Annotated in this window: 13 protein-coding genes and 1 pseudogene; 9 read left to right on the top strand and 5 right to left on the bottom strand. The window is 45.9% G+C overall.

Going from position 1 to position 14,170, the window contains the following annotated elements; all coding sequences use genetic code 11:
• Positions 1–12: 12 nt before the first annotated feature.
• The 6 genes from HII30_RS06575 (at position 13) to HII30_RS06550 (ending at position 8,171) form a co-directional block, all read left to right on the top strand.
• Positions 13–975: an ABC transporter permease gene (locus tag HII30_RS06575; protein WP_169504227.1), complete on the top strand. Its 963-nt coding sequence runs from the start codon at positions 13–15 to the stop codon at positions 973–975.
• Positions 969–1,877 carry a carbohydrate ABC transporter permease gene (locus HII30_RS06570; protein ID WP_246246160.1) on the top strand — a complete coding sequence of 303 codons (909 nt, stop codon included), beginning with the start codon at positions 969–971 and terminating at the stop codon, positions 1,875–1,877. Before HII30_RS06575 ends, HII30_RS06570 begins: the two co-directional genes overlap by 7 nt.
• Before the next feature lie 75 nt (positions 1,878–1,952).
• Positions 1,953–3,521: an extracellular solute-binding protein gene (locus HII30_RS06565; protein WP_169504226.1), complete on the top strand. Its 1,569-nt coding sequence runs from the start codon at positions 1,953–1,955 to the stop codon at positions 3,519–3,521.
• Between the two features lie 31 nt (positions 3,522–3,552).
• Positions 3,553–5,868 (top strand): helix-turn-helix domain-containing protein, encoded by a 2,316-nt coding sequence (locus HII30_RS06560; protein WP_169504225.1) that lies wholly within the window; start codon positions 3,553–3,555, stop codon positions 5,866–5,868.
• Between the two features lie 97 nt (positions 5,869–5,965).
• Entirely contained in the window at positions 5,966–6,376 is a 411-nt protein-coding gene (locus HII30_RS06555) for a hypothetical protein (RefSeq protein WP_169504224.1), read from the top strand.
• 184 nt (positions 6,377–6,560) lie between these two features.
• A complete protein-coding gene (locus HII30_RS06550) occupies positions 6,561–8,171 on the top strand; it encodes a Na/Pi cotransporter family protein (RefSeq protein WP_169504223.1) in 1,611 nt (536 codons plus the stop codon).
• A gap of 140 nt (positions 8,172–8,311) precedes the next feature.
• Here the strand turns inward: HII30_RS06550 and HII30_RS06545 are convergent, their stop codons facing one another.
• A complete protein-coding gene (locus HII30_RS06545; RefSeq protein WP_169504222.1) occupies positions 8,312–8,731 on the bottom strand; it encodes an S-layer homology domain-containing protein in 420 nt (139 codons plus the stop codon).
• 24 nt (positions 8,732–8,755) lie between these two features.
• Positions 8,756–8,857, bottom strand: a pseudogene (locus HII30_RS22000) (hypothetical protein); the annotation flags it as partial.
• 46 nt (positions 8,858–8,903) lie between these two features.
• On the opposite strand from HII30_RS22000, the gene HII30_RS06535 reads away from it, so the two are divergent.
• On the top strand, positions 8,904–9,494 hold the full coding sequence (locus tag HII30_RS06535; protein WP_169504221.1) for an ArpU family phage packaging/lysis transcriptional regulator: 591 nt from the start codon (positions 8,904–8,906) through the stop codon (positions 9,492–9,494).
• Here HII30_RS06535 and srtB read toward each other — a convergent pair.
• Both srtB and HII30_RS06525 read right to left on the bottom strand, forming a co-directional pair.
• Positions 9,469–10,248, bottom strand: coding sequence for a class B sortase (srtB, locus tag HII30_RS06530; RefSeq protein WP_169504220.1), 780 nt, complete (start codon positions 10,246–10,248; stop codon positions 9,469–9,471). The genes HII30_RS06535 and srtB overlap by 26 nt on opposite strands.
• 93 nt (positions 10,249–10,341) lie before the next feature.
• Entirely contained in the window at positions 10,342–10,959 is a 618-nt protein-coding gene (locus HII30_RS06525) for a fasciclin domain-containing protein (protein WP_169504219.1), read from the bottom strand.
• Positions 10,960–11,227: 268 nt separating this feature from the next.
• Between HII30_RS06525 and HII30_RS06520 the strand changes: the two genes are divergently transcribed.
• A complete protein-coding gene (locus HII30_RS06520; protein ID WP_169504218.1) occupies positions 11,228–11,851 on the top strand; it encodes an FMN-dependent NADH-azoreductase in 624 nt (207 codons plus the stop codon).
• A gap of 63 nt (positions 11,852–11,914) precedes the next feature.
• On the opposite strand, the gene mgtE is transcribed toward HII30_RS06520, so the two are convergent.
• A complete protein-coding gene (gene mgtE, locus HII30_RS06515) occupies positions 11,915–13,270 on the bottom strand; it encodes a magnesium transporter (protein WP_169504217.1) in 1,356 nt (451 codons plus the stop codon).
• Positions 13,271–13,403: 133 nt separating this feature from the next.
• Between mgtE and HII30_RS06510 the strand changes: the two genes are divergently transcribed.
• Entirely contained in the window at positions 13,404–14,132 is a 729-nt protein-coding gene (locus HII30_RS06510; RefSeq protein WP_169504216.1) for an alpha/beta hydrolase, read from the top strand.
• The last annotated feature ends 38 nt before the right edge of the window (positions 14,133–14,170 follow it).

Here is a 14,170-nt window from a genome sequence, read left to right as displayed (position 1 = left end):
AAGGAGATGCATATGAACCGGCAAGCTTCTTTAAAAACTCCAATATCCTCGAAGAATGAAGTGAAACAGAAGTCAGCACTTTGGAAAGAAATTTTCCGTAACCGCTTTCTTTATCTGCTGCTGCTTCCGGTTGCCGCCTATCTTGTTTTATTTAAATACGCCCCGATGGTAGGAGAGATTATTGCATTCAAAAATTACCGCTTGTCTGAAGGAATCTGGGGCAGTCCGTGGGTCGGGTTTGAGCAGTTTGAAAAACTGTTTTCCAGTAAAGAATTTTACCTGGTGCTCAAGAACACGCTGCTTCTCAATTTGTATCATCTGGTGTTTGCATTCCCGGTTCCTATTATTCTGGCAGTGCTTCTGAATGAGGTTCGGGTGGAGTGGTATAAGCGAACGCTGCAAAATCTGCTTTATATTCCGCATTTTATTTCCTGGATTGTGCTGGGGAGCATCATTATTGCCCTGCTCTCTCCCTCTACCGGTTTTGTCAACTATGTACTGCAGGCGTTTGGCCTGGAACCGATCTATTTCCTTGCTGACAAGTTTTGGTGGCCGGTTACATTTATCGGATCAGGGATCTGGAAGGAAGCGGGATTCGGTACCATTTTGTATCTGGCTGCGATGGCTTCGGTCGATCCTACACTTTATGAAGCTGCTAAAATTGACGGGGCCAATAAATTAAGACAGATTTGGCACGTAACACTTCCTGGCATCCGCAGTACGATCGCCATATTATTGATTCTTCAAGTCGGGCGTATGATGGATGTCGGCTTCGAACAGGTGTACGCTCTTAGGAATCCAGCCGTAACAAGTGTGGCGGAAGTTATCAGTACATTTGTGTACACGCGGGGCATTGTGAACCTGCAGTACAGTTACACCACTGCTCTCGGGCTGTTTCAGTCACTGATTGCGCTGATTTTAATCGTGTCGGTGAACCGAATCATTAAAGCATTGGGGGAGAGAGGCTTATGGTAACAGACACAACATCGATGGCAAAGCCGCTTCGCCGTCCATTTAGTCGATCCAGATTACTGCAATGGCTGAATTATGTCTTGTTGGCTCTGTGTGCATATACGACTTTGTTTCCATTCATCAATATCATTGCCGTATCATTCAGCAGCAGCCGGGCCATTAATGCCGCCGAAGTATTCATGTGGCCGGTTGAGTTTAACATAAACGCCTATTTTAATCTCATCAAAGATGGGCAGCTTTTTGTCGCGATGAAGAATACCTTTCTGATTACCGTCGTTGGAACGGTATTGAATATGGTATTTACCATTATTGCGGCCTATCCGCTATCAAAATCCCGCCTCAGAGGCAGAAATACCATGCTGATGCTCATTTTGTTTACGATGCTGTTCAGTGGAGGGCTGATTCCGAACTTTTTGCTGATCAACAGTCTTGGTCTCGTTAACAGTTACTGGAGTTTATGGTTTCCCGCATTAATCAGTGTGTACAACATGTTTGTCATGAAGTCATTTATGGAGGGGCTGCCGCAGGAACTGGAAGAATCAGCCCAAATAGACGGAGCAGGAGAAGCTCGGGTTTTATGGCAGATCGTCCTCCCGCTGTGTAAACCGGTCATCGCTGCCCTGACGCTGTTCTATGCTGTTGGCTGGTGGAATTCCTATATGAATGTATTAATTTATATCCGGGATACAGATAAATTGTCGCTTATGGTTAAACTGCATCAGATGATTTCGCTGCTAAGTCCCGAAATGCTCCGGAGTGGCGAAGGGGTTCAGCAGGTTGTCCTGACACCGGAAGGCATTCGCGCAGCGGCTGTCGTTATCGCCATTGTACCTATATTGTGTGTGTATCCTTTTCTGCAGAGACACTTTATTAAGGGGGTACTGCTTGGCTCGGTTAAGGGATGAGGCGCTAACTAATGAATGCGCTTTATTTATACATTTGTTATACTAAATATCAAATTATTGGAGGTCATGATGAACATGAAACCAACATCCAAGGGACGGTTTTTGTTTGTGTTTATGCTGGCTGCGGCCATGATGCTGAGCGCTTGCACTGGCGGTGGTAATGAAGCGGATGGCTCGAAAGGATCTTCTTCCGAGAAGGGAAACGCCTCAGGGAACAAAAAAGTCAGTATTTCCATGTTTGACCGCGGGCAGGTGTCAAGCGATGAAGGTACTTATGAAGAAAACCGCTGGGTGAAATGGATTCGGGAGCAGTCAGGGATCGATGTGAAGATGGTTCCCGTACCGCGTAACGAAGCCCAGAGTACGCTAAACGTCATGATCGCTTCCAACCAGGCACCGGATCTCATCTGGGAATTCGACAGGACCTATATTGGCAGACTTGTCTCACAAGGGGTCGTGCAGCCCATCGATGAATACATTGAGCAGTACAGCACTTCATATAAAAAGTATTTGGAGGAGAACCCGGAATTGAAGGCTCACCTGACCTTTGATGATGGGAAAATGTATGCGGTTGCAACAAAGCGTCCAATTACCGCTGTTGCTAACCATGGCATGTGGATTCGTCAGGATTGGCTTGATGAAATCGGGATGGAGAAGCCAAAGACCCTGGATGAACTGATTCAGGTAGCGCAAGCATTCAAAGAACATTACCCGGACAGCACACCGATCGTAGGGCCGACCACAGCAGATATTTATGCTGGCCTGAACGCTGCCATGAGCACACAATGGTATTTGGAGGACGGGCAAATGAAATATGGAGCGACACTGGATCGCTTCCGGGATGCCATCGCATTGGAGAAGCAGCTGTTTGATCTCGGCTTGGTCGATAAGGAATATTTCACGGACAGCAATAATCAGCGTGCCAACCAGTTGTGGACTACAGACAAGGCGGGGATCTGGATGTTTCAGTGGGGATCAGGTCAAGTGGATCTGATGATGAAGGATTTACTCACGAACGTACCGGATGCCGAGCCGGTACCGCTGGAATCTGTAGAAACCGTAAACGGAAAGCACGGTCTGTATCAGGAAGCCATTCCTCATATTTATGTAGCTTTTAACAAAGACATGAAAGATCCTGAAACAGCTGTAAAATACCTGGACTGGATTGTAGATCAAGGATGGTTCACACTGATGAACGGGGAAGAAGGGGTCCATTACACCAAATCCGGAGATACCGTCAAGCGGATGGATACAGACAAATACAACAAAGAAGTTTTATATGCAAATGAATACGCTGTTCTGAAACAAATGGAAGTGAAACCGGAGGATCTGATCGAGCAGGCTGCAGATGATGAGCTGTCACAGCGTCTTGCCACGTTAAGTGCAGAGGCTTTGGAGACCGCGTTAAAGAACGAGTTCCGCCGTGACATCCCTTATCAGCCGAATTTTGATGAAATCAACGAAATCCGTTCTACACTGGATACATTTATTCGTGAAACCCGGGCTACGACGGTAACCCAAGGAGAGAAGTATACAGCGGACTGGGCGATTGAGGAGATTCGTAAAGAATGGACTCGTTTAGGCGGACCCGAGGCAGAGAAAATTGCACAACAGTGGTACGAGGACAATAAAGCTAATTTTTAGATGAATCTAACACAGACAAGGTGGGAGAGGCATGGGGCAAATTCAGAAAAAGCGATTGATTAACGCTATTGTCATGCTGTCCGCCATACTGCTTCTCCTTGTCTGTTCTTCTAATTTTTTAACCTATATTTTCTTTAACGGGCAGTTGGAACGGCAGCTGACTGCTACCAATATGGAGCTGCTTAAGCAGCAGGAGCATAAGCTGAATCTTGCGCTGCAAAATATCGACAAACAGGCGATACAGCTGCTGAGACATGACGATATCATCCGTTTCTTTGAATACGATCTCAGTGAGCAGGCCATGCGAAATAACCGGTATCGAATTACGAACATGATCACAAATGTGATTAACAGCAATGATTATATATTTTCTATCGATTTCTATTCCTATGTTCAAAATCGTCTCGTGTCCGGAAACATACTCACAGAACAGGATTTGCAGCAGGATTTTATGTGGATCAACCAGTTTCGGCACTATGATGGTTATGCAAACTGGATGCCGACCCGCAAAATTCAGCTGACCCGCTCCAATTACCCCATATTCCGAAATGTGATAACACTGGTCCGCACGTACCCGCTCATTCATTCCCCGGATGGGAGAAAAGGTGCTGCAGCGGTCAACGTGAAGGAAGATGTATTATTTGACTTGATTCGTAACTCATCTGGAGATGATGTCGGCGAGACTTTTGTAGTGGACAGGGAAGGAATCGTTATCCTGCATCAAGACAAGAACAAGCTTGGTAAAGATATTAGTGAATTTCCATATATCAGCACCCTGATGGAGGCACCCGATGGTGAAGGGATGTTCACAAGTCGCGTAGAAGAAACGAATTCATCGGTATTTTATGTAAACAGCAATTATTCCGGATGGACTATTCTGCGCGTCGTACCTGATGTGCAGATGACACGTCCGCTTGAAGGCTTCCGCAACGGTTTGATCTTGCTGGCCCTGGTGTTGTTTGTGGCAGCTGCTGTGTCAGCGGCGGTAATTGGAAGATGGACCTACAAGCCGGTTAACCGGTTTATCCAGTCGATGAGCCAGCATCTCAAGGCGACATCATCTAAAAAGACGTATCGCGATGAATTTCAATACTTTGAATCTACCGTGCAGGAAATACTTCTTGATCGGGAACAGCTGCAAAAGGATGTGCACGAAAGCAGGCCGTATATCAAATGGAAGCTGATGACGGATCTGATCTCAGGGAATCGAAACAATCTTGCTCAACTGCAGTCTCTGATGAACCGGATCGGGGTAAGTCTCCATAGTGGACAATATATCGTTATGAGTGTTGAATTTGATAACCGCGAGGATATTCCAAGTCCTCGTGATCTAACGCTGTACTGCTATGCTTTGTGCAATGTGGCCGAGGAGCTGATCAATGCAGAAAATCTGGGCCTGGCTGCCGAAACCGGAAGCGGCAAAGCCGTAATTCTGATGAGTTTCGAAGAATCCGAGGATGAGCAGAGAGTGATGATGCGGGCAGTATCGGTAGCCGATTTGCTGAAAGATTTTGTTCAGCAGTATTTTGGCCGTACGGTCACCATCGGAATCGGAGAAGTAGTTCGCGAACTGAAGAAACTCAATCAATCTTATAAATCCTCGGCAGAAGCTATAAGATATAAGCTGGTAACCGGAAGCAATACGATCATCACGGCTGATGATATCTCTAGTGAGCCATCGCCCAAACTGTACCGTCTGGCCGCGATGACCGATCATATACTCGCAGCTGTCCATCTCCAGGATAATGAAAAAATGCATCTGCAGGTGAGACGCTGGTTTGAGATGCTTGCAGAGCAGAGCGTCCCGCCGGAGCTGATTGTTCAGCTTGTCGTTCAGTGCATGATGAAGGCAGCCACAGCGGCAGCTGAGATCGGTGTGGATCCAGGCCACCTCTTTCCTGAGCAGTCGCTTTATGAAAAACTCAACCAGTACGAGCGGTTAGAGCAGCTGGAGCATTACACCGCTGACACTATGAACAGTATCATCGAACTGATCCGGCAGAAGCGAAGCGGCCGTGAACGCAGTGAGGTCATTGACAAGGTGCTCCTTTACTTGCAGCAGTATTACATGCGCAACGATCTGTCTCTGAACCTGCTGGCCAGCGAGTTCGGCATCAGTGTGTCTCATTTGAGCAAACTGTTCAAGGAACAGACCGAATGTAATTTTATTGATTATTTAATGGAACTTAGGATGAATAAGGCTAAGGAACTGCTGTCCGGGAGCGAGGAGAAAATAAGAAGCATTGCAGATATGGTCGGATACTCCAATGTCAACAGTTTCGTAAGAATTTTCAAAAAAATAACAGGACTGACACCGACCGAATACAGGGCACGAAATAATTATTAATGTATAGTGTTTATACAAACATTATACAGGGTAATGGTAGTGGAGAAAGATGTATCTTTACATCTTAGAAATTCATGTCATGACAGGAGCTGATGATATGTCATCAACGAGAATTTTGGACAAAAACTACCGCATTATTGAAATTGTATGGGATCAAAAAGCGAAACCTGAAGATTTTCACAGAATCACAAGGGAAATTGAACAGTTGGCCAAACAGCTGAATGGAGCATTTGACGTTATTGTGGATATGCGAAACGTTAAAGCATTCATGCCAGAATCCCAAGCCGAACTTGTTGTACATCAAAAAGATGTCATGGGCTTTGGCATGCAGCGTGCTGCGGTCATCGTGGACGGAGCCATTACGAAAATGCAGTTGAAGCGTTCAGCCAAACAAGCAGAACATCATACGGAGACGCATTGGAACAGCTATGAAGAGGCTCTGAATTTCCTGAAAAGCAATCCACTTGATACATATAATGAAGTGCCCGATTACCATTACAGCCGATAAGAATCTCGATAATGATAAGATCTTAAGCCTGCTGATCTAAAATATCAGCGGCTTTTTTCATATTATGATGAAGCAGATTTGGTATCAAACAATATGTAAAAACTTAAGTAATTTATCTTCCCACTCGAATATGCTAAATTAGATGAGGCTAACTAAACCATCAACTAGAGGGGGATCTATAAAATTGGACTGGCAGGAGATATTGTTCAAATTTGTAGGGGGTCTCGGGATATTTCTCTTCGGGATTAAATACATGTCAGACGGTCTTCAAAAATCGGCTGGAGACAAAATGCGAGGGATTCTGGAGAAGTATACATCCAATCCAATTCTGGGCGTGCTTGTCGGCATTGTTGTGACCATATTGATTCAAACTTCCACCGGTACAACGGTCATGGCGATCGGCCTTGTGAATGCAGGACTCATGACGTTAAGACAAGCCATCGGCGTAGTCATGGGAGCCAACATTGGAACGACTATGACGGCCTTTATCGTGGGAATCAAGATTGAAGAATACGCACTGCCGATTATTGCCATAGGTGCTTTTTTTCTGTTCTTTTTGAGCAAGAAAAAATACCAGTATTTTGGACAAATCGTCTTCGGCTTCGGAACCTTGTTTCTCGGTCTCTCGACAATGGGAGGAGGCTTAAAGCCTCTTCGCGAACTGCCGGCATTTACGGATTTCATGGTTGATTTGTCACACCAGCCGGTACTTGGGCTGATCGTCGGGACAGTGTTCACAATGATTGTGCAGAGCTCCAGCGCCACCATCGGTATTCTGCAGACGATTGCGGACGAAGGAATGATCAATCTGAAGGCAGCCTTGCCAATCTTGTTCGGAGATAATATAGGCACGACAATTACTGCTGTGCTGGCATCCATCGGGGCTTCAGTAGCAGCCAAGCGGACCGCGCTTGTACACGTTATTTTTAATGTTGTCGGTGCCACCCTCTTTACACTGCTGTTAGTACCTGTTTTAAACCTTGTGCTCTGGCTTGGTGAAGATGTCAACATCCGGATGCAGATTGCTTATGCTCACGGGATGTTTAATACGCTGAATACGCTGATCTTCCTGCCGCTTATACCTGTGCTTGCCTGGATTGTGACAAAATTGATTCGGGGGAAAACAGAGGAACTTCAGTTTAAAGCGATTTACCTGGATGATCGCCTTCTTGCAACACCAGCCATGGCTCTTAGCCAAGCGCAGCATGAAATCGTAAGAATGGGTCAGTTTGCACATCAGTCTCTTCAGGATGCAACCGCTTGTTTTATTAACAAAGATAACAAATCAGCCGAAACGGCACTTCAGAAGGAAGAGCTTGTGAATGAACTGAATCGTAAAATTACCGATTATATTATGAAAATTCATCAAAAAGGTTTGTCTCCCGGCGAATCCGAGAAGGCTACGGGCTGGTTCCAAACGGTCAGTGATCTGGAGCGGATCGGCGATCATGCGGAAAATATTGTGGAGCTTGCAGAATTCCGGATGACGAACAAGCTGGATCTGTCTGCCGATGCGGAAGGTGAACTGAAAGAAATGATGAGTGTGGCGGATCAGGCTGTGACCAAAGCGCTGATTGCGCTAGAGCATCATGATACAGAGGCCGCGACAGAGGTATTATCCCTCGAAGCCAGACTGGACGAGCTGGAGGCAGAATACCGCAAGAATCACATTCAGCGTTTGAACCAGAATATGTGCTCCGGAGGTACAGGAACGATTTATCTGGATCTCTTGACCAATCTGGAACGGATCGGCGATCACAGTAAAAATATCGCACAGTTTATTTTGTGGAAGTAGAATATACTCCTTTCATAATGCCGCCCGCAGCTTTTGCTCGGGCGGTTTTGTGCTGCCAGAACGCAGAAGAAAAGCCCGGTCAGCTTCGTTGAGAAGTGAAAGGGCTTAATAGAATAGAATGATCCAGAGGACGATGTGGTTTAATTTATAAACTCCAGATGCTGCAGCATCCGTCTCAGAATGACCGCACATTGAGCACGAGTAGCCAGTCCTTTGGGAACAAAGCTTGCAGCTGTGATGCCTGTAATAATATGACTATTCAGCAGCAGGGCTGCTGGTTCTTCTGACCATGCTGACAGGTCCATGCGGTCAGAGAACCGGTTAAGAGCTGACAGATCAGAACTGCTGGATTTTCCGGCGAAGTGCATGGCACGGGCAATCATGGATACCATTTGTTCACGTGTGACTGGAGCGTTCGGCCTGAACGTCCCATCCGCAAAGCCTTGAACAAGTCCTGCTTGCTGTGCAGCTGCTGCAGACTCAGCGTACCAGGCTGTGGAAGGAGCATCAGTAAATACAAGATCCGTCGTTGTTCCGGTGGTGAGACCGAGTGACCGCACAAGGATGGCTGTGAACTCGGCACGCGTAATCTGATGATCCGGAGAAAAGGTCTGAGGCGATATCCCCTCCAGAATGAGCTTATTTCCCAGAAGATCAATATCTTTCTGTGCCCAGTGATCCTGAATATCTGAACAATCACTCTACAGCCCTGAGGAATTGGGTGCTCTATTGATGCAGCAGTGGCTTATCCTGATGACAAGCGGTTTGAGGGGGATGATGGTCACTTCTGATCCACAGTTGAATTCATTGCTGCCGGTTCTTGGGTTTAAAAAGATAGGGCATTTTAATTCTGGCCGCACTCAGGACGAGGAATTGACCGGTTGGGAACTGGATTTTCGGCAGACGTCTTTTCACGAGTGGATACAGATCATTATTCGGCAAACAGATCGGCCGTATGAGAGTCTGGCTGGAGCAACTCGTAGGCCGTATGTGAATGTGATCGACTTAAATGAAATGAAGCAGATTCTTTTACATCTGTTTGATACGGTTAAGCTTGAGCAGCTCGCTGTCGTGAAGAGGATGGACAGGTCAGGAAATGAACTGCAAAGAATGATACACGAGATTTTAATAGAGTCCTGCCCCAAGGAGCCGCTGTCAGCGCTGGAACAGCAGATTCTTAAAGAAAGTTATTTACAGCGAGGGAAAAATAAAAATCAGCTCTCACAGGACTTTCATATGAGCAGAACCACATTTTACCGTCATTCTCAGTCCGCATTACGTCATTTGGGGTATGTCCTTACCCAATTTTGCGGGCATGAATGACGAGCCTGGCATCTTCAAAGTCATACGCGCAGGTCGAGAGCGTCAATATTTGATCATCTTCACGAAGACTGACACCGGACGGAAATATAGATTTTTCCTGCAGCGTTGCAGCAAAGCTTCTAAAATCACGATTTGATCTGAAATGGGTCTGAATATAATAGAAGCTGGTGTCTGTTACATATACGGAGAATATTTCCCAACGGGATTCTTCATACAGTGTATTAAATGTAAAAACAGGATTACTGCGATAGAACGACTCATCCCGATATTTCTTGAGCTCTGTGAAGATCGTCCCGTCTTTTGTATAATGTCCATACAAGATAGTATGCCTGTCGGAAGCATCCGGGGCATTCCGGTAGTCCATAAATACCGAACCATTTTCATTTTTTTCCTTTTTTATACTGTGAGTGAGATAGTAGTCATTGTCCGTTGTTTGAGCAGCAGCATATTGAATGTTCGTGCCTGGTACATCCAGCCATCCAACAATCTCTTTATTCATCTCAAGAAGCGGGCTGAAACCAGGGAGAAGCAAAGGCTCATCACGTTTGGGCCGGTCTGCAGCCGGGGCAGATGAAATGGAAGGAGTCGGATTAGGAGCTTTCTGTGCCCGGTCATGTGCATCATAACGCTGCCGGATTTGTTCATGCTCTTTGGCAGCCTGCCGGCTCTCGTGCACATCATCAGCAATGGTATATATTGAAGCAAGAAATACGAAGCCGCAGATTGCTAGCAGCATTTTGCTGAGTCTACTCATCATCCTCCTCCCCTTGTTTATTTAATGTGATGTATTGAAATGAAGAAGGACCCAAGGACGGGCCCTTCAATCGCTGAAGATCGGTAGATGTAATTATGCGTTTTGTTTTCTTCTTGCTGCTAAGAAAATATAGGCACCAGCGGCGAGGGAACCGAAAGCAAGAACGATTGGAGTAGTCATTCCTTCAGCAGTACCGGTTTGAGGAATTGGTGCCATTTCAGCATCTGCAGGTGGCAGCAGAACAGTATCGATCACATGGATGACACCATTGGATGCTTCCACATCAGGAGTTACAATATTGGAGTCATTGATCATAGGTGAATCCAGAGAGATGACCGCTTGATCGCCATTCATCATGGTCACTTCCATACCATCAACGAGATCCGAAGATAATACCTTTCCTTCAGCAACATGATATAGGAGAATATCAGACAAATCTTCACGGGCCAGAAGCTCTTCTGCAGTTACGCCAAGCTCTGAGAGCAAGGCTGTGAATGCCTCATCGGTCGGAGCAAAAACAGTATAAGGACCTTCACCTTTTAACGCTTCAACAAGACCAGCTTCTTGAACAGCAGCTACCAGAGTATTGAAGTTACCGGCGGAGACGGCTGTGTCAACGATGTCAGTATCACCTTCGGCTGCATGAACACCAGCAGTAGTACCCAGCATAAGTGTGACCGTCAACATGAGAGCAGAGAACTTCTTTTTCATCTTCAATATTCCTCCTTGTTTTTGGTTGTATATGTTTTGTATAAAGAATGTATAACTTTGTAGAAGGTTTGTAAAGCTTTTTTTAAAAAAAAGCATATATTCTATATTTTTATTGAATTTCGTATCGATTTTGTATAATGTTTGGAGGATTTGGTTGTCAGATTCGGGTCTCAAGACATCATAATTTTAGGGTTGATAAAACCACGACTACTTTATATAATTAAGAAGCTTACTAAAAGTTAAAAAGAGACATATTGGAGGGAATCTTATGAGTACTGTATTATTTATCAAAGCAAATGATCGTGGGGAAGCAGCGGTCAGCGTCAAGCTGTATCAGGCTTTTCTGGACAGCTATAAAGAAAGTCACCCGGAAGATACCGTCATTGAACTGGACCTGTTCCAGGAAGAACTGCCATACATGAATGCCGATATGATCAACGGTAACTTTAAAGCTGCGCGCGGCATGGATTTGACTCCAGGAGAACAGGCAGCAGTAGCCGTGTCTGATAAATATGTAAATCAGTTTCTGGAAGCGGACAAGGTTGTTTTTGGTTTTCCGCTGTGGAACCTGACCATCCCGGCCGTGCTGCATACTTATATTGATTACATCTATCAAGCAGGTAAAACTTTTAAATACACGGAAACGGGTCTTGTTGGTCTGGTACCGGATAAAAAAGTAGCGCTGATCAACGCCCGCGGCGGCATTTACTCTGAAGGCCCTGCGGCTGCAAGCGAAATGTCTCTGAATTATGTCCGCAACGTCATGTCACTTTTCGGCATTCATAACTTTGAACTGATCGTTGTGGAAGGTCATAACCAGCTGCCGGATCAGGCTGAAGCCCTCATCGCTGATGGCGTTGAGCGTGCGAAGAAAGCTGCTGTTAACTTCTAATTAGATCATTACTACAAAACGCCAAACCCGGATTCTTGCAAAGGGTTTGGCGTTTTGTATGGTCTACAGATATGTAAGAAACGCAGTGGCGATTCCGAAATATATAAACAGGGATATAATATCGTTTATGGTTGTAATCAGAGGACCAGACGCGACAGCAGGATCAACCTTGAACTTGTACAGGAGCAGTGGTATAACCGTGCCGGCCATGGTTCCGACAATAAGTGTGGCTACAAGCGAACTGCCGATAACCAGACCTAAATAAAAGTTTTGCTGCCATACATAAGCGATGATGGTGATTAATATCCCACAGATCACACCGATGATGAGACCAACCTTCAGTTCCCTCAGCAGCAGTCTGGAGACGATAGACTTGTTCAGCGGCTTCGCGCTAAGACCCCGGACAATGACAGCCAGAGATTGAGTGCCCGTGTTTCCTGTCATTCCGGCGATCATGGGCATAAAGAAAGCCAGCGCGACGATGCGATCCAGCGTCTCCTCAAAACGGGAGATAATCGTTCCTGATACCAGTCCGATGAATAGAAGAAGAATGAGCCAAGGCAATCTTCGATAGGCTGCAGCGGCTGCAGGTGTATTAAAGTCGATCGATTTTCCGCTGGTGGCGTTCATTTTACGAATATCTTCTTCTGCTTCCTCAATCACGACATCCAGGATATCATCTACTGTAATAATACCCACCAGTGTCTGATCATCTTCTACGACCGGTATGGCAAGGAAATCATAAGTCTGGATAAGGAGTGCCACTTCTTCCTGATCCGCGTGCACGGGAACAGACAGGACTCTGGTATGCATAATGTCTACAATCATTTCTTCCGGTTCAGCCAAAATAAGAGAGCGGTAAGAAACGACGCCAACCAGCTTGCGATCTTCGTTAATGACGTATAGATAATTTATCGTTTCTGCAATGGCTGCATAACTTCTCAGTTTCTGTACAACATCGGCAACCGTATGATGTTCCCGAATCCAGACATAACGGTTCGTCATGATCCGGCCAGCCGTTTCAGGAGGATACTTCATAATGTTTTGTACGAATTGCGATTCTTCACCGCGCATGCCTTGAAGGAACTCGCTCTTTTGCTCTGGGGACAAATCATCAAGCAAAGCAGCGAGGTCGTCGTTATCCATCATATCCATGACGAGTGCTGTTCTTTCTTTGCTGAGCCGGGTCAAGACTTCTAATTGTTCCAGATGCACCATCTCTTGAATCATGTCGGCAAGCTGCTCATCGGGGAGATAGTCCAGCAGTCTGGATTGTTCCTCCTGTTCCAGCCCGGTAAAAATGATGCTAAGGTCATAGGGCCTGAAATGGCGGACAAATCGGCGAAACTCAGCTTGATTTTTAGTAACAAGCCCTTTTCTAAATTCCCGCAGCCATTCGTCCCGAGTTTGTTCTGTCATGCTGCGCTCCCCCTTTCTTGGTGTGCTGTTTAACTTTATTCATTCACCAAAAAGCGATCTTATAAAACAGACAGCAAGCAGGTCAGATTCGTTTGTATGAAACGATTTTACATAACGTATATAGGAGTGGATCATGTTGAAACCTTCCGTTAAGAAAAAATGGAAATGGGCGGTCATCATCATAGCCGTCATAATATTTGCAGCAGCTGCAGCATTTTTTATTTATGTGTCCGATTATTATCGTGGGAATGCTGAAGCACAATACGTCATTGAGCAGAGTGAGCGAGTAGAGGTTCAGGATGATATGTGGGTGTTTCGTCCAGAGAGCGGAAAATCTACGGATACAGGATTTATCTTTTATCCAGGAGGTAAAGTGGAGGCCATTGCATATGCGCCGCTGCTTCAGCAGCTTTCGGATCAGGGTGTGACGAGTGTTCTGGTGAAGATGCCTTTTAACCTCGCCGTTTTTGATCAAAATGCCGCTGAGAACGTGTATGATCTGCTTCCAGATATCCAAACCTGGTACATCGGCGGACATTCGCTGGGCGGAGCCATGGCGAGCAGTTATGTGAACAAGCATCCTGACCAGGCATCCGGTCTGATTATGCTTGGAGCGTATCCGGTTGGCGACAGCAGTCCGATCCCAAGTCTGGCCATTTACGGCAGTGAAGACGGGCTTCTGGATCATAGCAAGTTGGAGGGCACAGAGAATCAGCACGTCATTGAAGGCGGAAACCATGCCTACTTCGGCAGCTACGGAGAGCAGAAAGGCGATGGCACTGCAGCTATTTCACCAGAAGAGCAGCAGGCACAGACCGTGAAGGTGATCAGTTCCTTCATTTTGCAGCAGGAACAGAAATAAGCCTGAAAATCAGGCTTATTCGGATGGAATCCAAATAG

This window comes from Paenibacillus lemnae, from assembly GCF_012933385.1.
Taxonomy (GTDB): Bacteria; Bacillota; Bacilli; order Paenibacillales; family Paenibacillaceae; genus Paenibacillus_AQ; species Paenibacillus_AQ lemnae.
Note: the sequence above shows the minus strand (reverse complement) of the source record. Positions and strands in the feature narration are given on the sequence as shown.